Source organism: Rhizobium oryzicola (assembly GCF_030504645.1).
Taxonomy (GTDB): Bacteria; Pseudomonadota; Alphaproteobacteria; order Rhizobiales; family Rhizobiaceae; genus Neorhizobium; species Neorhizobium oryzicola.
Map to the genome: position 1 here is coordinate 75,096 of NZ_JAUKWQ010000005.1, position 20,181 is coordinate 95,276.

19 protein-coding genes and 1 tRNA gene are annotated in these 20,181 nt (G+C 58.6%); 14 read left to right on the forward strand and 6 right to left on the reverse strand.

The window, feature by feature from the left end; all coding sequences use genetic code 11:
• Nucleotides 1-171 precede the first annotated feature (171 nt).
• The gene (gene gyrA / locus Q2T52_RS16340; protein ID WP_302077861.1) at nt 172-3,006 is read left to right on the forward strand and encodes a DNA gyrase subunit A; all 2,835 of its coding nucleotides are present in this window, start codon (nt 172-174) and stop codon (nt 3,004-3,006) included.
• A gap of 127 nt (nt 3,007-3,133) precedes the next feature.
• Here the strand turns inward: gyrA and tyrS are convergent, their stop codons facing one another.
• Nucleotides 3,134-4,390, reverse strand: a complete 1,257-nt coding sequence (gene tyrS, locus Q2T52_RS16345) for a tyrosine--tRNA ligase (protein WP_302077862.1) — start codon at nt 4,388-4,390, stop codon at nt 3,134-3,136.
• 421 nt (nt 4,391-4,811) lie between these two features.
• Here tyrS and Q2T52_RS16350 point away from each other — a divergent pair, with 421 nt between their 5' ends.
• Nucleotides 4,812-6,008 carry a GGDEF domain-containing protein gene (locus Q2T52_RS16350; RefSeq protein WP_302077863.1) on the forward strand — a complete coding sequence of 399 codons (1,197 nt, stop codon included), beginning with the start codon at nt 4,812-4,814 and terminating at the stop codon, nt 6,006-6,008.
• A gap of 168 nt (nt 6,009-6,176) precedes the next feature.
• On the opposite strand, the gene Q2T52_RS16355 is transcribed toward Q2T52_RS16350, so the two are convergent.
• The gene (locus tag Q2T52_RS16355) at nt 6,177-6,311 is read right to left on the reverse strand and encodes a hypothetical protein (RefSeq protein WP_302077864.1); all 135 of its coding nucleotides are present in this window, start codon (nt 6,309-6,311) and stop codon (nt 6,177-6,179) included.
• Between the two features lie 32 nt (nt 6,312-6,343).
• Entirely contained in the window at nt 6,344-6,523 is a 180-nt protein-coding gene (locus tag Q2T52_RS16360; RefSeq protein ID WP_302077865.1) for a hypothetical protein, read from the reverse strand.
• Between the two features lie 397 nt (nt 6,524-6,920).
• Here Q2T52_RS16360 and coaD point away from each other — a divergent pair, with 397 nt between their 5' ends.
• The 5 genes from coaD (at nt 6,921) to tgt (ending at nt 10,882) form a co-directional block, all read left to right on the forward strand.
• The gene (gene coaD / locus Q2T52_RS16365) at nt 6,921-7,415 is read left to right on the forward strand and encodes a pantetheine-phosphate adenylyltransferase (protein ID WP_302077866.1); all 495 of its coding nucleotides are present in this window, start codon (nt 6,921-6,923) and stop codon (nt 7,413-7,415) included.
• 31 nt (nt 7,416-7,446) lie between these two features.
• A complete protein-coding gene (locus tag Q2T52_RS16370; protein WP_302077867.1) occupies nt 7,447-8,013 on the forward strand; it encodes a peptidylprolyl isomerase in 567 nt (188 codons plus the stop codon).
• 35 nt (nt 8,014-8,048) lie between these two features.
• A complete protein-coding gene (locus Q2T52_RS16375) occupies nt 8,049-8,564 on the forward strand; it encodes a peptidylprolyl isomerase (protein ID WP_302077868.1) in 516 nt (171 codons plus the stop codon).
• Nucleotides 8,565-8,675: 111 nt separating this feature from the next.
• Entirely contained in the window at nt 8,676-9,764 is a 1,089-nt protein-coding gene (gene queA, locus Q2T52_RS16380; RefSeq protein ID WP_302077869.1) for a tRNA preQ1(34) S-adenosylmethionine ribosyltransferase-isomerase QueA, read from the forward strand.
• Nucleotides 9,761-10,882, forward strand: a complete 1,122-nt coding sequence (gene tgt / locus Q2T52_RS16385; protein WP_302077870.1) for a tRNA guanosine(34) transglycosylase Tgt — start codon at nt 9,761-9,763, stop codon at nt 10,880-10,882. Before queA ends, tgt begins: the two co-directional genes overlap by 4 nt.
• A 6-nt stretch (nt 10,883-10,888) precedes the next feature.
• Here tgt and Q2T52_RS16390 read toward each other — a convergent pair whose 3' ends face one another.
• On the reverse strand, nt 10,889-11,314 hold the full coding sequence (locus Q2T52_RS16390) for a DUF4864 domain-containing protein (protein ID WP_302077871.1): 426 nt from the start codon (nt 11,312-11,314) through the stop codon (nt 10,889-10,891).
• A gap of 181 nt (nt 11,315-11,495) precedes the next feature.
• On the opposite strand from Q2T52_RS16390, the gene Q2T52_RS16395 reads away from it, so the two are divergent.
• The 4 genes from Q2T52_RS16395 to Q2T52_RS16410 all read left to right on the forward strand — a co-directional run bounded on the left by Q2T52_RS16395 (nt 11,496) and on the right by Q2T52_RS16410 (nt 15,764).
• A complete protein-coding gene (locus Q2T52_RS16395; RefSeq protein WP_302077872.1) occupies nt 11,496-12,710 on the forward strand; it encodes an MFS transporter in 1,215 nt (404 codons plus the stop codon).
• A 35-nt stretch (nt 12,711-12,745) separates the two neighbouring features.
• Nucleotides 12,746-13,354, forward strand: coding sequence for a J domain-containing protein (locus tag Q2T52_RS16400; RefSeq protein WP_302078154.1), 609 nt, complete (start codon nt 12,746-12,748; stop codon nt 13,352-13,354).
• 386 nt (nt 13,355-13,740) lie between these two features.
• On the forward strand, nt 13,741-15,369 hold the full coding sequence (locus tag Q2T52_RS16405; RefSeq protein WP_367187330.1) for a phosphoethanolamine transferase: 1,629 nt from the start codon (nt 13,741-13,743) through the stop codon (nt 15,367-15,369).
• 2 nt (nt 15,370-15,371) lie between these two features.
• Nucleotides 15,372-15,764, forward strand: coding sequence for a diacylglycerol kinase (locus tag Q2T52_RS16410; protein ID WP_302077873.1), 393 nt, complete (start codon nt 15,372-15,374; stop codon nt 15,762-15,764).
• 17 nt (nt 15,765-15,781) lie between these two features.
• Here the strand turns inward: Q2T52_RS16410 and Q2T52_RS16415 are convergent, their stop codons facing one another.
• Nucleotides 15,782-16,159, reverse strand: a complete 378-nt coding sequence (locus Q2T52_RS16415) for a PepSY domain-containing protein (protein WP_302077874.1) — start codon at nt 16,157-16,159, stop codon at nt 15,782-15,784.
• 42 nt (nt 16,160-16,201) lie between these two features.
• On the opposite strand from Q2T52_RS16415, the gene Q2T52_RS16420 reads away from it, so the two are divergent.
• Both Q2T52_RS16420 and Q2T52_RS16425 read left to right on the forward strand, forming a co-directional pair.
• Nucleotides 16,202-16,876, forward strand: coding sequence for a response regulator transcription factor (locus tag Q2T52_RS16420; RefSeq protein ID WP_302077875.1), 675 nt, complete (start codon nt 16,202-16,204; stop codon nt 16,874-16,876).
• Between the two features lie 88 nt (nt 16,877-16,964).
• Nucleotides 16,965-18,296 (forward strand): sensor histidine kinase, encoded by a 1,332-nt coding sequence (locus Q2T52_RS16425; RefSeq protein WP_302077876.1) that lies wholly within the window; start codon nt 16,965-16,967, stop codon nt 18,294-18,296.
• A 57-nt stretch (nt 18,297-18,353) separates the two neighbouring features.
• On the opposite strand, the gene Q2T52_RS16430 is transcribed toward Q2T52_RS16425, so the two are convergent.
• Nucleotides 18,354-18,443: transfer RNA gene (locus tag Q2T52_RS16430), tRNA-Ser, on the reverse strand.
• Nucleotides 18,444-18,721: 278 nt separating this feature from the next.
• On the opposite strand from Q2T52_RS16430, the gene Q2T52_RS16435 reads away from it, so the two are divergent.
• Nucleotides 18,722-20,158 (forward strand): lipopolysaccharide biosynthesis protein, encoded by a 1,437-nt coding sequence (locus Q2T52_RS16435; RefSeq protein WP_302077877.1) that lies wholly within the window; start codon nt 18,722-18,724, stop codon nt 20,156-20,158.
• Nucleotides 20,159-20,181 lie beyond the last annotated feature (23 nt).

Below are 20,181 nucleotides of genomic sequence, written 5' to 3' on the forward strand. Positions count from 1 at the left end.
ATGACATTGTTAGGACATCAGCGCAAGCTTTCGCATCGGTCTGTTCCCATTCCCGCGCAACGCCTCGCGAAAGCCGTAAAAGGCTGTTCAAAACATACTGACAAATTGGCTTTGCCAAAGCCTTTCCGCTATAAAAATCCAACTGATTCCGAACAGAGATCGTGACCCGTTTTGACTGAACAGAGCACACCCGGCGGCGGTAAGCTGCCTCCCGGCATCGAACCTATTTCCATCATGGAGGAGATGCAGCGCTCCTACCTCGATTACGCGATGAGCGTGATCGTGAGCCGCGCTCTCCCTGACGTGCGCGACGGCCTGAAGCCGGTGCATCGCCGTATCCTTTACGGCATGAACGAACTCGGCCTCGACTGGAACAAGAAATACGTCAAGAGCGCCCGCGTGACCGGTGACGTGATGGGTAAATATCACCCACACGGCGACGCCGCGATCTATGACGCCTTGGCGCGCATGGCGCAGGACTGGTCGCTGCGCATGCCGCTGATCGATGGTCAGGGCAATTTCGGTTCCATCGATGGCGATCCGCCGGCCGCACAGCGCTACACAGAATGCCGCCTGCAGAAGGTGACGCAGACCCTGTTGGACGATCTCGACAAGGAGACAGTCGATTTCCGCGACAACTACGACGGCACCATGTCGGAACCGGTCGTGGTGCCTGCCAAGTTCCCGAACCTGCTGGTCAACGGGGCAGGCGGCATCGCAGTTGGCATGGCCACCAACATTCCGCCGCATAATCTCAGCGAAGTGATCGACGGCTGTATCGCGCTGATGGAAAATCCGGCAATCGAACTGCCGGAACTCATGCGTATCATTCCTGGCCCGGATTTCCCGACCGGCGCGCTGATCCTCGGCCGCTCCGGCATCCGCTCCGCCTATGAAACAGGCCGTGGCTCCATCATCATGCGCGGCCGCGCCACCGTAGAAGCTATGCGTGGCGACCGCGAACAGATCATCATCACCGAAGTTCCCTATCAGGTGAACAAGGCGGCGATGATTGAGAAGATCGCCGAACTCGTGCGCGAAAAGCGGATCGAGGGCATCTCCGACCTGCGCGACGAGTCCGACCGTCAGGGCTATCGTGTCGTCATCGAGCTGAAGCGCGATGCCAATGCGGAAGTGATCCTCAACCAGCTCTATCGCTATACCCCGCTGCAGAGCTCCTTTGGCGCCAATATGGTCGCGCTGAATGGCGGCAAGCCCGAGCAGTTGACCCTGATCGACATGCTGAAGGCCTTCGTGACCTTCCGTGAAGAGGTCGTTAGCCGGCGAACGAAGTACCTGCTGCGCAAGGCGCGCGAGCGCGCGCATGTCTTGGTCGGCCTTGCTATCTCGGTCGCCAATATCGATGAGGTGATCAACCTCATCCGTCGCGCGCCGGATCCGCAGACGGCCCGCGAGCAGTTGATGGAGCGCCGTTGGCCGGCACATGACGTGGAGCCGCTGATCCGCTTGATCGACGACCCTCGCCACAAGATCAATGAGGACGGCACCTATAACCTCTCGGAAGAGCAGGCCCGTGCTATCCTCGAGCTTCGTCTGGCCCGCCTCACCGCACTTGGTCGTGACGAAATTGCCGATGAACTCAATAAGATAGGCGCTGAAATCAGCGATTATCTCGACATCCTGTCGTCGCGTCTGCGCATCCAGCAGATCGTCAAGGACGAGCTTGGCGCAATCCGTGATGAGTTCGGCACACCCCGCCGCACCGAGATCATGGAAGGCGGTCCTGACATGGACGATGAGGATCTCATCGCCCGTGAGGACATGGTCGTGACCGTCTCGCATCTCGGCTACATCAAGCGCGTTCCGCTGACGACCTACCGCGCGCAGCGCCGTGGCGGCAAGGGCCGTTCGGGCATGCAGACGCGTGACGAGGATTTCGTTACCCGGCTATTTGTTGCCAACACGCATACGCCGGTTCTGTTCTTCTCGTCACGCGGTATCGTCTACAAGGAAAAGGTCTGGCGCCTGCCGATCGGCACGCCGACCTCGCGTGGCAAGGCGTTGATCAACATGCTGCCGCTGGAGCCCGGCGAGCGCATCACCACGATCATGCCACTGCCCGAGGACGAAGCGAGCTGGGAGAACCTGGACGTCATGTTCTCCACGACGCGCGGCACCGTGCGCCGCAACAAGCTGTCCGACTTCGTTCAGGTCAACCGCAATGGCAAGATCGCGATGAAGCTGGAAGAGGAGGGTGACGAAATCCTCTCCGTCGAAACCTGCCTGCCGCCGAATCCGGACCTCAATCTGCCGGGCGACGATGTCCTTCTGACGACGGCGCTCGGCCAGTGCATCCGCTTCCCCGTCGATGATGTGCGAGTGTTTGCCGGTCGTAATTCGATCGGCGTGCGCGGCATCACGCTCGCAGACGGTGATCGCCTGATCTCCATGACCATCGTTGGCCATGTCGATGCAGAACCGTGGGAGCGTGCTGCTTATCTGAAGCGCTCCGCAGCGGAACGGCGTGCTGCCGGTGTTGATGAAGAAGACATCGCTCTCGTCGGCGAAGAAGTGACGGAAGAAGGTCAGCTCAGCGACGAGCGCTACGAATACCTGAAGGCGCATGAGCAGTTCGTTCTGACCGTGTCGGAACGTGGGTTCGGCAAGCGCTCTTCCTCCTACGATTTCCGCACGTCGGGCCGAGGTGGCAAGGGTATCCGCGCCACCGATACATCGAAGACCAATGAGATTGGCGAGCTGGTCGCGGCCTTCCCGGTCGAGGACAAGAACCAACTGATGCTTGTCTCCAACGGTGGTCAGTTGATCCGTGTGCCCGTCGATGGTATCCGCATCGCCAGCCGCGCCACCAAGGGCGTGACGATCTTCTCGACTGCGAAGGACGAAAAGGTCGTGTCCGTCGAGCGCATCAGCGAGCCTGAGGGTGACGATGAGGCTGGCGATCTGCCAGAGGAGATTGTTGCCGAAGCGGGTGACATCACGGAAGCACCTGGTGGTGCAGAAGGATCCGACGGCGCCAGCGAATAAAGCGAAGCGCATAACACAAAGCCCGGAGCGATTGTCCATCGCTCCGGGCTTTTCCTTTGGGTGGGTTGCGTCAGGCAGTCTGTTGAAGTGTTGGGCAAAAGCGACCTACGCTTTTGCCCATACTGTTTCAGGCCGGGCGAACCAGAATGTGCTTCTTCTTGCCCAGCGACAGCTTGATCACGCCATCAGCCGTCAGTTCGCCCGCGCCGATTACCGCACGCTCGTCAGCCACGGACTGGTCGTTGATCTTCACGGCGCCGCCCTGGACATGCCTGCGGGCTTCACCGTTGGAGGCCGCGAGGCCGGCCTTGACGATCAGCGACAGCAAGCCGATGCCGACCTCGAGCTCGGACTTCGCTACGTCGATCGACGGCAGGTTATCCGCCAGTGCACCCTCTTCGAAGGTCTTGCGGGCGGTTTCTGCGGCTTCTTCGGCAGCAGCACGGCCATGCAGGATCGCGGTGACCTCTGTCGCAAGGATCTTCTTGGCCTCGTTGATCTCGGAGCCGCCGAGAGCCGCAAGCTTAGCGATCTCATCCAGCGGCAACGTTGTGAAGAGCTTCAGGAAGCGAACGACGTCCGCGTCTTCGGTGTTGCGCCAATATTGCCAGAAGTCGTAGACCGGCAGCAGCTCGGCGTTCAGCCAGACCGCTCCAGAGGCAGACTTGCCCATCTTCTGGCCGGACGATGTGGTCAGCAGCGGCGCGGTCAAAGCGTAGAGCTGCGGCGTATCCATGCGGTGACCGAGATCAATGCCGTTGACGATATTGCCCCACTGGTCAGAACCGCCCATTTGCAGGCGGCAGCCGTAGCGCTTGTTCAGCTCGACGAAGTCGTAGGCCTGGAGGATCATGTAATTGAATTCCAGGAAGGAGAGCGACTGCTCGCGGTCGAGGCGCGTCTTCACGCTATCGAAGGAGAGCATGCGGTTGACCGAGAAGAAGCGGCCGACATCCCGCAGGAATTCCAGGTAGTTGAGGGAGCGCAGCCACTCGGCATTATTCAGCATCAGGGCGCCGCCCTTGGGCCCCTTGTCGTAATCAAGGTAATGCGAGAAGCAGCGCTTGATCGACGCGATGTTTTCCTCGATCGTCTCAAGCGTCATCAGCTTGCGCGCCTCCTCCTTGAAGGAGGGGTCGCCGACCATGCCCGTTCCGCCGCCCATCAGCGAAATCGGCTGATGACCCGTCTGCTGGAACCAATGCAGCATCATGATCTGCATCAGATGGCCGACATGCAGGCTGGATGCCGTTGGATCATAACCGATATAGGCCGTCACGCTTTCCTTGGTCAGCAGTTCATCCAGGCCCGTTTCATCGGAAACCTGATGGATGAAGCCGCGTTCATCGAGCGTGCGGAGGAAGTCGGACTTGAACCTGGACATGGACCTGATCTCTGTTCGGGTAGGAAGATGATGCGGCGCCTCTACCACTGTTTTGCAGCATAATCACGCCTAAAGTGACGTCGTTTGCTCAGTCCCTTGGAGCGAGGAAGGCTGGTGGCGGCACATGCAGCCGCCAATTAACACTTCATTCTTTTACTCCTTCTAGAGTTTGTGGGATTCCGCCGCGCTCGATAAGGAAGATTTGCGTAGCATGGGCGCAAATGGCGGCTTCAATCTGCAGCGACGTTGCCACCGAAAGGAAGCAAGTTCGCAATTGCAAGCACCCACATGTCTGCTTTATCTGTGATACATTCTTATGTTTTAAGAAAAGAGCATTGGTGCAATGCCAGGAACCTGATGGGGTCTGACCTGAGGAGTGAAATGCCGATGCTGCGATTGGGATACGTTTAAGGACACCGGGATGAATGGAGCGGACTTTTTCCTGGTGGTCAATTTCCTGATCGGCTTGTCGTTTGCAGTCGTCTTTCTGATCGTTTCGACCCGCAGTCGTTCTCGCATTGCTGCCCGCTGGATTGCGGCGGCCTATGCAATCGCTTCGTTCTCGACCATTTCTGAATTGCTCGTTGCTCACACCGAATTCGTGAAATTTTTTGCGCTGACGGCTTTTGCCACTGTTCTCGCCGGTCTTTTGCTGATCCGGATCGGCATTGGTCGTCTATACGGCGTCCCGGCCAGCCCCGCGCCGTTGATCGTGTTTTACGGCATCGCATTGGTGCTTGATCTGATTGTCTATGAGTTGCCGCGTGGTACCTGGGTTCATTCGTTCAGCTATCAGACACCGTTTGCTCTGGCCATTTTCTTTAGTGCAACCGCGGTGTTGCGGTCGTCGCGTCGTGCGCCGATCGATCGCGCCATTGCATGTCTTCTGTTTATGACGGGCTTTATGTTCATCGCAAAGGCCGCCGCCGCTGTGTTGCTGGGTGCTGGTGCCACAGCCAAGGATTATGTTCATTCCTATTATGCTCTGGTGTCCCAGAGCTCGACGGGCGTATTTGTCGTTCTGGTCGGCCTGATGCTGCTGTCCGTTTTCGTTCTCGAAATCATGGCACAGGAGCGCAGCAATTCGGAAGTGGATGCGCTGTCCGAGGTTCTCAATCGCCGCGGCTTCGACAATCATTGTGATATGCGGCTGCGGCGGCTACCCGGACCGCATGCACTGATCCTGTGCGACCTCGATCACTTCAAGAAGATAAACGATACTTACGGCCATTATTCCGGCGACTGCGTCATCCGGGCCTTTGCTGATCTCCTGAAGGCAAGCGCACCCGAAAATGCCGTGGTTGGTCGTCTGGGTGGGGAAGAATTCTGCGTCCTGTTGCCAGGTGTTCCGGCAGATGCTGCGCTCATGTTTGCACAGGCGGTGCGTGGTTCCTTCGCAATGCAGGTTTTGCCAGGCATGCCGTCGAGCTTCCGCATGACCGCCAGTTTTGGCGTGGCGACCTTCCAGGCTGCCGGTGAACTGTCCGTTGCGGTGCGAAATGCTGACGCTGCGCTTTACGAGGCAAAGGCCTCCGGGCGAAATTGCGTCAGGCTGTACCGCGAACGCGGCACAACCCCGTTGATCGTCGTTTCCGACAATCACGGGACCGCTCAATAATGATAGCTGTGCTGTCGATCTGACGGTTCAGCAAAGAAAAAGTCGGCAAAGCGTTCTACCGTGCCGACTTCTCTACAAAACTTTATGAGCTGAATAACCGTTGGCTCACCGAACGAGCTTGGCAACAATATTTACTAAGGCCGCACACTTCAGTTTGTTCATGTTCGTTCAGAAAGCGCTGTGGCGGCGCGCGAATTCGCGCAGGCCTTCCTGCTCACGCCTCAGCTCGCTGATGGTCGACGCCACCGATGCCACGAACATTGTGCTAATCAAACCGGAAAGCATAATCATGGCAACATACATGGCGGGACCTCATCTCGTTGAGATTAGATCTCTCAGTAGTAAGGCTGCTCCACAATGTGGCCAGACATCTGAGAGTAGTTGATTGGCTTCAGATCGGATTTGCCTTGGTAAAGCGTGATCGTTGCAGTCATCATGACCGCGATCATGGCAGTCCACACCAGGTTGATCATAGTGATGGTATCCGGCATGACCGTTTTCCGATTGGCGAACATCTCCGACTTCCTTTTCACTTTCCATAACGCGCATGGCGCGCACGGGTTCCGCATTGAATTGAGCGGAAACTACTGCCCGTCCTCTGAAGCGTCCCTGAAAGCGCCGTTCATCTGGCGTTCAGGATTCGTTAAGACTTCAGTCTTCGGCTTCCTGCATGAATAGTGCTTCAACGACCAGTGACATCGCAGCAGCTATGAGGATCAGCAGGACCAGCATGTTTCCCTCGACGTCCGATGTACACATCTACTTCTCATCGGATGGTGAGATTAAACATCATCGCGTCTGAAACGCCCTTGAACGCAGCGTTCATAATCGGTTCATAGCTGTGGCGAGGCCAAACCTTGCGCTTTGCCACCGTCCATGACACAAGGCGGGAAAATCGCGACGCGAGGCTTGATGACGACCGCCTTTTATCCCGGCTCTTTCGATCCACTCACCAATGGCCATCTGGATGTGCTGATCCAGGCTTTGAATGTGGCCGAGCGTGTGGTCGTTGGCATCGGCATCAATCCGGGCAAGACGCCCATGTTCAGCTTTGATGAACGCGCGGATCTGATCCGCCAATCTCTGGCGGAAGTGCTGCCAAAGCGACGCGATGCCTTGGACGTCGTCGCCTTCGAAGGCCTTGTCATCAACGCCGCGCGAGCGCATGCAGCAAAGCTGCTGATCCGCGGGCTGCGCGACGGAACCGATCTCGATTACGAAATGCAGATGGCCGGCATGAATGCGCAGATGGCGCCGGACATTCAGACAGTATTCCTGCCGTCCGGGGTTGCCTCACGGCCCATTACGGCCACATTGGTTCGTCAGATCGCGGCTATGGGCGGTGACGTCCGCGCCTTCGTGCCCGCAGCGGTTCTCGATGCGCTGACCAAGAAACTGAACCGCTGACACGCAGTTTTCGAAAAACGGAGTTTTCCCGATGAAGCTTCTCTCCCTTGCCTTTGCAGGCGTTCTGGCTGCCGCCTCTCTGGCCGCATCGGTCGCGTCCGCGGCGGATGAGTTCCTGAAGATCCAGCTCAAGGACGGTCCTGTTGTCATCCAGTTGATGCCGGATGTGGCGCCCAAGCATGTGGCACAGATCAAGAAGCTCGCGGCCGACGGCAAGTATGACAATGTGGCGTTTCACCGCGTCATCAACGGCTTCATGGCGCAGACCGGCGATGTGCAGTTCGGCAACATGACCAAGGGCTTCGATCCGCGCCGTGCAGGCATGGGCGGCTCCGACCTGCCGAACATCCCGGCCGAGTTTTCCAAGGTTCCGTTTACGCGCGGCACCGTCGGCATGGCGCGTTCGCAGGATCCGAATTCCGCAAATTCACAGTTCTTCATCATGTTTGCCGATGGTCCGTTCCTGAACGGTCAGTATACGGTTGTTGGCAAGGTCGTGTCCGGCATGGAATTCGTGGACAAGATCAAGCGCGGGCAGGGCGGTAACGGCGAAGTCACCGATCCCGATCGCATGGTCAAGGTTACGGTCGGCAAGTAATCGGACGATAAAGTTCAAACCCAAGGAGAGTACCTATGGCCGAGATCAAGGATCCGGAAAACACCATCGTCATGGAAACCACGAAGGGCAAGGTCGTGATCGCCCTGATGCCGGATCTCGCTCCCGGTCACGTGGCTCGCATCAAGGAATTGACGCGCGAAGGCGCCTATGACGGCGTTGTCTTCCACCGCGTCATCGCCGACTTCATGGCACAGACCGGCGACGTTCAGTACGGCAAGAAAGGTTCTGAGACCTTCAGCCCGGGTCGTGCCGGCATGGGCGGCTCTTCCAAGCCGGACCTGAAGGCTGAATTCTCCGCGGTTCCGCACGTGCGCGGCACCTGCTCCATGGCCCGTTCGCAGAACCCGAACTCGGCCAACTCGCAGTTCTTCATCTGCTTCACGGATGCTCCGTGGCTGAACAAGCAGTACACGGTCTGGGGCCAGGTCATCGAAGGCATGGAAGTCATTGACCAGGTCAAGAAGGGCGAGCCTGTCGCTGACCCGGATTCGATCGTGTCCATGAAGGTTGCGGCCGATATCGCGGCCTGATTGACGCCTGTGTGACATCAAAAGGCGCTTCGGCCTGGCCGGAGCGCTTTTCTTTATGGGCGGACCCGGTTATCTGACCGCCTCAACACTATCCGGTAATATGCTCCAAAGATGCGCGTAGACCTTTTCGATTTCGACCTGCCCGAGGAAAACATTGCATTGCGGCCTGCCAGTCCGCGTGACAGCGCCCGGCTGCTCGTCGTCAAGCCGGAGGGCGAACATCAGCTTGAGGATCGCATCGTGCGCGATCTGCCCTCGCTGCTGCGCCCCGGCGATGCGCTTGTCTTCAACGACACCAAGGTCATTCCGGCGCAGCTGGAAGGCGTGCGTTCTCGCGAAGGTGCGCCGGATCTCCATGTTTCCGCGACGCTGCACATGCGCGCCGCCCCCGATTGCTGGAAGGCTTTCGCCAAGCCCGGCAAGCGCCTGAAGATCGGCGATCGCATCCGCTTCGGCCATTCGGCGGAAACCTGTGCCATCGGCGCTTTGGATGCTGTGCTCGAGGACAAGGGCGAGGGCGGCGAGGTGACGCTGCGCTTTGATCTCTCGGGCCCTGCGCTGGATGAGGCGATCATGGCGGTGGGCCATATTCCGTTGCCGCCCTACATCGCCGCAAAGCGGGCGGAGGACGCACAGGACAGCAAGGATTACCAGACCATCTATGCCCGTGAGGAAGGCGCTGTTGCTGCGCCCACAGCGGGCTTGCATTTCACGCCGGAGCTCTTTGCAGCCCTTGATGCTGCCGGTGTCGAGCGGCATTTCGTGACGCTGCATGTGGGGGCGGGAACCTTCCTGCCCGTGAAGGCGGATGATACGACAGAACACAAGATGCATTCCGAAATCGGGTATGTATCTGCTTCGACGGCCGAGGCGCTGAACGCGGTTCGGGCGCGGGGAGGGCGGATCATCTCCGTTGGCACCACCTCGCTGCGCCTGCTGGAAAGCGCCGCCGCCGAAGACGGCACGATCCATGCCTGGACGGGTGCTACCGATATCTTCATCACCCCCGGCTATCGGTTCCGGGCGGTCGATGTTCTCATGACCAATTTCCACCTGCCGCGCTCGACGCTGTTCATGCTCGTCTCTGCCTTTTCCGGCCTTGAGACCATGCGCGCGGCTTATGATCACGCCATTTCGACGGGCTATCGCTTCTACTCCTATGGCGATGGCAGCCTGCTGTTCCGGAAGACCACTCCATGAGCGAACGTTTTACCTTCAACCTCAAGGCCACCGACGGCAAGGCGCGTCTCGGCGAGATCACCATGCCGCGCGGCACGATCCGCACGCCCGCCTTCATGCCGGTCGGCACGGTCGGCACCGTCAAGGCCATGTATCTGGATCAGGTGCGCGATACGGGTGCCGATATCATTCTCGGCAATACCTATCACCTTATGCTGCGTCCGGGCGCTGAGCGTGTGGCGCGTCTCGGCGGTCTGCACGAACTGATCCGCTGGCCAGAACCCATCCTCACCGATAGCGGCGGCTTCCAGGTCATGTCTCTGTCTGGCCTGCGCAAGCTCGATGAGAAGGGCGTGACCTTCAAGAGCCATGTGGACGGCAGCACGCATCACATGTCGCCGGAGCGCTCGATCGAGATCCAGGGCCTGCTCGACAGCGACATCCAGATGCAGCTCGATGAATGCGTGGCACTCCCGGCCGAGCCGAAGGAGATTGAGCGCGCCATGGAATTGTCGCTGCGCTGGGCGGAACGCTGCCGCGTTGCCTTCGGCGATCAGCCGGGCAAGGCCATGTTCGGCATCGTGCAGGGCGGCGATCAGCCTAATCTGCGCATCCGTTCAGCCGAAGGGCTGAAGCAGCTGGACTTGAAGGGTTACGCGGTCGGTGGTCTGGCTGTCGGTGAGCCTCAGGAGGTGATGCTGGATATGCTCAACATTACGCTGCCGGTCCTGCCGACCGAAAAGCCGCGCTACCTGATGGGCGTCGGCACACCGGATGACATCATCAAGTCCGTCGCCCGCGGCATCGACATGTTCGATTGCGTGATGCCGACGCGCTCAGGCCGTCACGGCCTGGCCTTTACCCGCAAGGGCAAGGTCAACATCCGCAATGCCAAGCATGCAGAAGACAAGCGCCCGCTGGATGAGCAGTCCAGCTGCCCGGCCGCGCGCGACTATTCACGTGCATATCTGCATCACCTCGTGCGCTCCAACGAGGCGCTTGGCGGCATGCTGCTCTCCTGGAACAACCTGTCCTACTATCAGGATCTGATGAAGGGCATCCGTCAGTCAATCGCAGAAGGCCGCTTTGAAGACTTCATGGCCGAGACGCAAGAAGCATGGACGCGCGGCGACGACTGATTTGCCTCATATGCCGGTGCTGGTGCTTTTGGACAGCATCCGCACGCCATTGATCTTGTAGCTGCCGTCCTGTTGGTGCTTCAGCTCGTAGACGGCCGTCCAGTCCTTGCCGTCACGGGCGCTGATCGTCACTTCCTGCAGCACGGTTTCGCCGTCCGTCAGAAGTTTGGAGCGCCCGAAGGCGTATCTGGATGAGGTGGAAAGCGGGCCGTAATATTTCCGCACCATATCGACAAAGCGGTTCTCATCCGGGAATTTTGCGCGGATGTCGGGTGAGGCGAGGGCATAGGCCTTTGTGGCATCTCTTGCCACCAAGGCCGACAATTGGTCCGAAATGACCTGTTGCGCCTCAGACAGTGGGTCGCCAGCGCGCGCTGAGGCGTGGGCGAGAAGAACAGAACAGAAGGCAATGCAGGCAATACGCTTCAGCATGGTCTCTTCCTCGATTTTCTCGCCAGTCTAGCAAGAAGCGGGCCGCTTCGCGAGGGGCCCGTTCTCCCACTTCTCTTCGATGAGATGTCGCAAAACGTGATGGAGAAGCGTCTTCCTTCGCTTGCTCTCATGCCCGTTGAATGCGACGAATGCGCATCCCCGATTCCCCCGGATATTCCCGATGCCTGTCTTTGCGCCCCCCGCGCTGCTTTTCTTTTGCAATGCGATCCTTGTCATCTCACTCTTTACCCGCATGCCAACCATTCAGGAGGGACTGGGAGTGGACAAGGCGATGCTGGGTCTTGGCATCCTCGGCTCGCCGCTTGGCACCATCATTGCTTTGCCGATCGCGGGTCGCATCGCCGACCGACTGACGCCGCGCTTCGCTGCGCCGCTCATGCTCTCGATCGCCGCATGCTTTCCGCCGCTTCTGTCCATACTGCCTTATGCAGGCTTCTTTATCTGCTTTGTCCTGTTCGGCTTTTTCCGCGCCATTCATGATGTCGCAGCCAATATGATCTCTACCGGCATCGAGCGGCAAACCGGCTTGAAGATCCTTGCCCGCAGCCATGGCTTCTGGTCGATCGGGCTTCTCGTCGGTTCGCTGGTATCGGGCTTTCTGGCCGAGCGAGGTGTCTCGCCCTTCGTGCATCAGACCGGCGCAATGGCGGCGGTCATCGGGATTTGTGTGTTGGTCTGGCGCCTTCTGCCGGCGGATGTGGGCATTGTGCAGGAGACGCAGCGACGCTCTGTCTTCGTACTGCCGGACCGGATCATCCTCCTGATCTGCATCATGATCTTCGGCGTCTGCGTCTGCGAGGGAGCGATCTATGACTGGGGTATCTTCTATCTTCGCGAGGTCATCCGCGTTGATGCGCAGACGGCAGGCATCCTCTTCGCGGTCTTTACGATTGGCATGGGTCTTACGCGCATGGTTGGCGACAAGTTGCGCGGCATGACCGGCCCCTCAACATTGGTACGCGGTTCCGCAATATCCGTCGCCGTCGGAATTCTGGTGCTTCTGATTGCGCATGAACCGATTGCGGCAGGCCTTGCCTTCTTCCTGATCGGCTGCGGTGTCGCGCTTGGCTTCCCGCTTGCCGTGGCGACCACGGTCGAGCGTGGCCGTGGAAATGTGTCCGATAATCTCGCAGCACTTGCCATGACGCTTCTGATCGCCAATTTCGGCGTCCCTCCGGCGCTCGGTTTCATTGCCGAGCATTCCAGCCTGAAGATGAGTTTCGCGGTGCTGTTGCCCTTCGTCGCCTTAAGCTTCATCATGGCGCCGGTTGCCAAGGGACAGTTGCCGTTGTTCCTGCGGCGGGCGGTGAGTCGATCGCATGGGGATAATGCGGGTGCAGCCCCCAATTCGCCACAAGGCGGCGTAAGGGAATAATTTCCGCACGTTTGAGAAGAGCAGAAGGGGTGACCTTGGAGACGTCAAAGCCAAGCACAACCGTAATCGATCCCTATAAAACCCTCGGTGTCTCGCGTGATGCCGATGGGGCAACGATCAAGTCTGCCTATCGCAAACATGCCAAGTCTGCCCATCCGGATGCAGGGGGCGATGTCGACGCCTTTTCGCGCCTGACTGCGTCTTATGAGCTGCTGCTCGATCCGGTTCGTCGCAAAATCTATGACGACACAGGCTACGATCCGCAGCTGACCGACGCGAAGGACCTGGAAGGTCTGTTGATGCTCGACACGCTGGTCAACGAGATCATTCTGGACGAGCGGCAACCGGGAAGTTTCGATCCCGTCGCCGCCATGCGCCGGCGCCTGACCGACAAGATCGTCAACACCCGCTTTCACATCCTTGAACTGGAGCGCCATCGCGGGCGTATCCGCAATCACATGGACCGGATAGGGCGCCGCCCTGAAAGCGATGTGCTGGGGCGGATGTTGAACGCGCGCTGCGACGCCATCGCCGATGCTATCGGCAAGGCAGAAGCCGAGATCAAGGTGATCGAGCAGGCCTATTCTATGCTCGAAGGATATTCCTACGAACTGGAGGCGGAAACGCCGAAGGCCGCGGAATAAAGTTGAGTGGGCGATCCCGGACCGGACAGGTGGGGAGCTCGCCTGCCGTTTCGTTGGCCATGGGCAGAAAGCGGAAAAATGCCCATGTTCTCCATCTCTGTCGCGTCCGCTTGACACGGTCCGGGTTCGACTTCCTAACCGTGAGCTGGAAATCCTGTTCCCTTCCCAAGGACGCTTCAATGTGTTTATGGACATACGGTCGCTGCTCACAGCTGCGGCAAGCTGAAGCAGGCTCAGCTTCATTCAGGTAGATGTCAGGATCTAGCTGCATCAGCCTGTTTGTACTAGTGCTGCGATTCTGTCTCGTTTAGAGCATCGGCACGAAGCGGACTTGATAAATTGCCGGCGGCCAGCGGAGCCCGCTGGATAGACAGGCGTTAAAGCAATTGAACATCTTTGAAAGGCTTGGACTGCGGCAACCGGTGCTCGGCAGCATCACTGTTTGTATTGTTGTTGCACTCTATCTTCTCGCCGCCTTGAACGGCACCTTCTGGTCAAAGGGCATCGCATATTTGGGGCAGGACAAGCCGGCACTGGCGATGCTCGCCATAGCCCTTGCCGCCGGCTTTATCGCGCTCTGCGTGACCTTCTCCGTCCGCTACCTGACGAAACCATTCCTGCTGTTCCTGCTCCTGACGGCGGGCAGCGCTTCGTGGTTCATGGATAGCTATGGGGTCATTATCGATCCTGAAATGGTTCGTAATGCGGTCGAAACCACCTCATCGGAAGCCGGACATTTCGTCGACATCGAGCTTGTCGCGCATGTGCTTCTGTTCGCGATCGTGCCATCGCTTCTGCTGCTTGTGGTGCGGATCGAGCATCGGCCTTTCTGGAGCAAGCTGTGGCACAATCTGGCCGTGATCGTGCCTTGCGTGCTGATTCTCCTGGGCATCGGTCTCGCCAATGCACGGGTCTACTCTTCACTCATCCGCGAGCATCGGGATTGGTTTGCCACATTGAACCCGATTGTTCCGATCGGCAGCGCAATTCGCTACGCTATTGGTTCACAGGCGGAGCGCAACATTGTTGCGGCTCCACTGGGCACCGATGCAAAAGTTTCCGGCACGCCGCTGCCGCAGCGCAAGCCGCGCGTGCGCATTGTCGTGGTGGGCGAAACGGCACGTGCCGAGAATTTTCAGCTGGGAGGCTATGCCCGGGAGACGAATCCGGAGCTCAGCAAGCGCGATGTCCGCTATTTCAGCAATACATCCAGCTGCGGCACTGCAACGGCCGTCTCCGTACCATGCATGTTCTCGGTCTACACACGCCAGCAGTACACCCATCGCAAAGGCCTCTCCACGCAGAATGTTCTCGACGTGCTGACCAATGCCGGCGTCAAGGTGGAATGGTGGGATAACAATACCGGCAGCAAAGCTGTCGCTGACCGTGTGCCTTACAAGGAGCTGTTTCGTAGCGAAGACCCGCGCTTTTGTGCAGAGGGCGAGTGCACCGACGACATTCTTCTGGATGGCCTGGATCACTGGTTGGACAATGTCAAAGGCGATAGCGTCCTGGTACTTCATCAGCTGGGAAGTCACGGTCCAGCCTATTCGAAGCGTTACCCCGAACGCTTCCGTCGCTTCACGCCCGACTGCAGATCCGTGGACTTCGCCAAGTGCAGCCATGATGAAATCATGAATGCCTATGACAACTCGCTGCTCTATACGGACTATATCCTTGCAACCGTCATAGACCGCTTGCGCGAACGTGAGGCCGTGATGGATACTGCCATGATCTACATGTCGGACCATGGCGAATCCTTGGGAGAACTGGGCTTGTTTCTTCACGGAGCACCTTACCTGATTGCGCCTTCGCAGCAGACGCATATCCCTTTCGTGCTTTGGCTCGGCGACAGCGCTCGCGATGAAATCGACTTATCCTGCCTGAAGACAAAGCAGGATGCAGCGCAATCGCACGACAATCTTTTCCACACCGTCCTTGGCATGATGCATGTCGAAACCAAGGTGCGCGACCAGAGCCTCGATCTCTACACTGCCTGCCTCAAGGGTCGATGATCATGAGTGGCAACGAGCACGATCTCCGCAAGGTCACCGGTCCCCGGCATCTGTTGGCCGCTTTGGGATTTTCATTAGGCGGGTTTATGAGGCTGGTCAGGGAAACGGCGTTTCGTCATGAACTGGCTGCAATGGCGGTCTCCCTCGCGCTCTTTGCGACAGTTCACGCAAGCCTTGGCGAGTTTGTTGCTCTGGTGATCGTCTTCCTGATGCTGTGCGCGGTCGAAGCGCTCAACACCGCCATTGAAGAGATCATAGACCGCATTTCGCCGGAGTTATCCAGCACCGGCCGCCATGCGAAGGATCTTGGTTCCTTCGCCGTCCTCTGCCTGCTCGGTGCCTGGGGATGCCTCGTTCTCTACGTGCTCTTTTCGCACCTCATCCTGCACAGCTGATCGGAATCCATTCCTCGTTACTGCGGCACGCGCACCTCGACGGTCTCGAGGCTCTTCGGGTTGAAAGATGCCTCGACCGTTTGACCGTTAGGGTTGACGGCGAAGGCTTCATAGCAGCCATCCTCAGCATGGATGGTTCTGACCTTCCAGCCCTCGCCCTCCAGCTTCATGCGCAACGTCGTCCGGGGCTGCCAATCTGCCACCGGCACATGGCATTTCTCCGAGGCAAACGCATGGTTTGCAATGACTATAAGGACGACAGAAAGCGAGATGAAAATGCGCAACCTCGTTCTCCCTTCGTTGCGTTTCACGGTAAAATGGCGCCCTGACCTGACACGCACCTGAAAAGCTCCATGAAAATCGGCAGTTGCCCTTAAGCGCATTGTCAGCTTCATTGTTTCATCAGGGGTGGAGACCAGAAGCAGAGGAGCAATGGTGTGAGAGTATTGCTCGTCGAGGATGACGCAATTCTGGGAGACGCGGTCAAGGCGCATGTGGCGAGCCTGGGCCATGCGGTGGACTGGGTGACGACGCTGGAAGATGCATCTGTGTCGTTGCGGGCGGTCACCTATTCGCTGATGCTTCTGGATTTACGCTTGCCCGACGGCAGTGGCCTGACCCTGCTGCGAGACATGCGCGGTCGAGAGGATGCCACGCCCGTCATCATCCTGACGGCGCACGACCAGATCTCCGACCGTATCGAAGGCCTGAACTGCGGTGCAGACGACTACCTTGTCAAACCCTTCAACCTCGGTGAGTTGACGGCGCGCATGGGCGCAGTAGCGCGGCGCTACGCCCGGATTCCCTCCACCTTTCTCTGTTTGGGTGAGCTGAAGGTACAGCCCACGGAACGACGCATTCTGAGAAAAGGTGAGGACATTGCCCTTTCCGGACGTGAATGGGCGGTGCTGGATACGCTTCTTGCACGTCGAACGGCCATCGTCTCGAAAAGCCAGATCGAGGAAGCGCTCTATGCGTTCGGGGCGGAAATCGAGAGCAACACCGTCGAGGTCTATGTGAGCCGCCTTCGCAAGAAGCTCGGGCGCGAGGTGATCGAAACTTTGCGGGGTGTCGGATATCGGATCAAGGTGGATGACGTGAAGGCGGACTAGCACCGCTTCCGTCACGGGCGACCACGGAGTATGACTCGGATTGCATGGGCCAGTCGGTCCACTGCAAGTGTCATTGATAGGTCCATGCATGCCAAACCAGCCCAGCATATCACGTCTTCTTACCGTTTGGCTCAGCGGTGGCCTGCTGGTGTTCTGGCTGATCGCCGTCGGCCTGGGCGTGTATGTCATGCAGGACGAGTTCGGCGAAATCTTCGACAGTTCGCTTCAGGAAACAGCAGAGCGCCTCGCGCCGCTGGTCGTCGACGATCTCTTCCTGCGTGATGATAATACCGCCACGCGACAACTTGAATCGCTCTACGGCACCATGCCGGATGAATATCTGACCTATCAGGTGCGGGATGCCTCTGGCCGCGTTCTCCTGCATTCCCATAATGTGGCTGCGGATCCTTATCCGGCACCCCTGAAGGCGGGCTTTTGGGAGGATGAACACCGGCGGATCTATACAGTCTCGGCGGTCAGTGGCACCGTCTTCGTGCAGGTGGCCGACTCGCTCGATCATCGCAAGGAAGCGGCAACGGAGGGTGGATTTGCGCTTCTGCTGCCCGGCCTTCTGCTGCTGCCGCTGAGTGTGCTGGCGGTCATCTACATCGTCAAACGTGCTGTGCGGCCGGTCGACCAACTGCGCCAGGCGATCTCTTCCAAGGACAGTGGCAATCTATCGGAGATCGAACTCGACCGCATGCCTGTCGAGCTGCAGCCTATCATGCATTCGGTCAACCTGTTGCTGACGCGATTGCGGGGTGCCTTAGAAGCGGAGCGCGAACTGACGGCCAATAGTGCGCATGAATTGCGAACGCCGATCGCCGGGGCGCTGGCGCAGACCCAGATGCTGATATCGGAACTGGCGCAAAGCCCGGCCCAGCCCCGAGCCATGCAGGTGGAGTCGGCGCTGCAGAAACTCGCCACGCTGAATGAACGCCTGCTTCAACTGGCCCGCGCCGAAGCCGGGATCGGCGCCAGCGGCAATGCGGTTGATCTGGCCCCCATTCTGGATCTGGTGGTGGAGGAGTTTGACCGCAGGGATAGCTCCGGCCGCCTGATCTATCAACGCGATGCTGGTTTATCGCTGATCAAGCCCGCTAACCCGGATGCGTTTGCCATCATCCTGCGCAACCTCATAGAAAATGCGCTTCTATACGGCGCTGCAGACGCACCTGTTCACATCGAGATGGGGCAGGGCGGTGCGATCACAATTCGAAATAAGGCATCGGCTATGTCGGATGAAGAACTAGCGCACATCCGTCGGCGCTTCGTCCGCGGTGACAATACCAAACCGGGCTCGGGACTCGGTCTTGCCATCACCGAGCGACTGCTGGCCCAGATGAATGCGCGCCTGGAGCTTTCTTCGATTACGACCGAGGCCGGCCAAAGCCTGTTTCAGGCCAAAATCGCATTTTGAAACCAACACACAGTTCGCACAATGAAGGTATAATAAGGTCGCCGATTCAACGGTTTATGGCGGAAGAGGTGGGATTCGAACCCACGGTACGGTTTCCCGCACGCCGGTTTTCAAGACCGGTTCCTTAAACCACTCGGACACTCTTCCAGCTTAACGGCCACATCCGAAAACAGGTGCTTCGGATATAGTTCGTCTCCAATGGTCGATGCGGTTTACAGCGCGGCCCCAGCCTGCGTCAACCGCTAAAGACAATGGCCCGTTGTGGAATACGCTGCAGAAATGTGAGCGTCTGCAGCATTTTTTCTGGCGATGCAGCGCCAACGCCCTAGATCGTCCATGGACAATGGTATTCAATAAATCTGAATAATGCTCACGTCTCTCTTCTGCAGGGCGGGGAGCAGGCATCCGAGGCTGGAGCGAACCCAATGGCGGAACGGCGTACGATGACAAATGTGGTCTGGAGCATCAGCTCCAAGATTGCGATTTTTACCCTGAAATTCGTCAGTGTGCCCATTCTTGCCCGATACCTGCAGCCGGCCGAACTGGGCATGGTGGCAAGCGGGATGATCGTCGTGACCTTCCTGCTGATGTTCGCCGGGGCGGGTCTGACGTCCGGGCTCATCCGCGAAGCTGTCGAGGACCGCGTCAGCGATGATACGGTGTTCTGGGCCAACCTCGGCGTCGCCACGACCCTTGCGATCCTTGTCTATCTGTTTGCCTCGCCCCTGGCAGAACTGCTCGGTGCGCCGGAAGCCAACTGGCTGCTGCAAGTCTTTGCGCCGCTGTTCGTTCTCTATCTGGGGCCTGATGTGGCAAGCTCGAAACTTGCCCGCCGCATGGCCTTCGACAAGGAGGCGATCTGCTCTGTGATATCGGAAGCGCTGGGGTCCATTGCGGCTGTCGTCGTCGTGCTGATGGGTGGCGGCATATGGGCGCTGATCGCTCAGCTTTACGTCTCAGCCGTGTTCAGGTTCGTCGGCCTCTTTCTGGTGTCGCGGTATCGGCCCGGCTTTCACTTTTCCGGGCTGCATCTCAAGCGCCACATGAATTACGGCGTGCGGCTCGTCGGCGCCGACTTCGTCAACTTCCTGTCCTTCCAGTCCCCGATTGTGGTCATCACGCGCATGCTTGGTCTGCCGGATGCCGGCACGTTCAACCTCACCAATCGTCTGTCCGACCTGCCGAACCAGATTGTTCTTACGGGATTGATGAGTGTTTTGTTTCCTTCTTTCAGCCGGATGAATGATGATGGCAGGCGGCAGGCGGAAGTGTTGTCGCGCACGACACGTGCCACGACGCTTCTGCTGGCGCCCATGCTGTTCGGCATCTGGGCGGTGTCGGAGCCGGCGATGATTGTCGTCTTCGGGGAAAAATGGGCTTTCGCCGCGCCTGTGCTGGCCTGGCTTGCGGTCTCGAAGGGCATCATGTCGCCCTGCGGCAGCTTCATACCATATCTCAAGGCCACAGGCCATGCCTCGACGCTCTGGTGGTTCGGTCTTGGGCGAGCGATCAGCGTACTGATCGCCATGATCCTTGGCACCTGGTTCTATGGTCTGGTCGGGCTTTGCGTTGCCATGTGCATCGTCAATCTGGGGATTCTGTTTGCCTATCTCGCCGTCGTCCTTCGGGTCGCGGGCTTAGCGCTTCGGCAGGGCATCAAGGATGTCATGGTGCCGTTGGTAATCGCTGCAGTCATGGCGCTTGCCGTCAGGCTGTCCTTGGCAGACCAACTGCTCCTGTCCCACACGCCACTTGCTCGGTTGCTGGCGGGAGCCGCGATTGGTGGCGTGATCTATGGCGTGCTTGTCATGCTGACCCAGCGCAAGCTCGTTCTCGATCTGGTTCGCCGTCAGCCGGTTTGAGCCGTTTGCTCGGTCTCTGATTG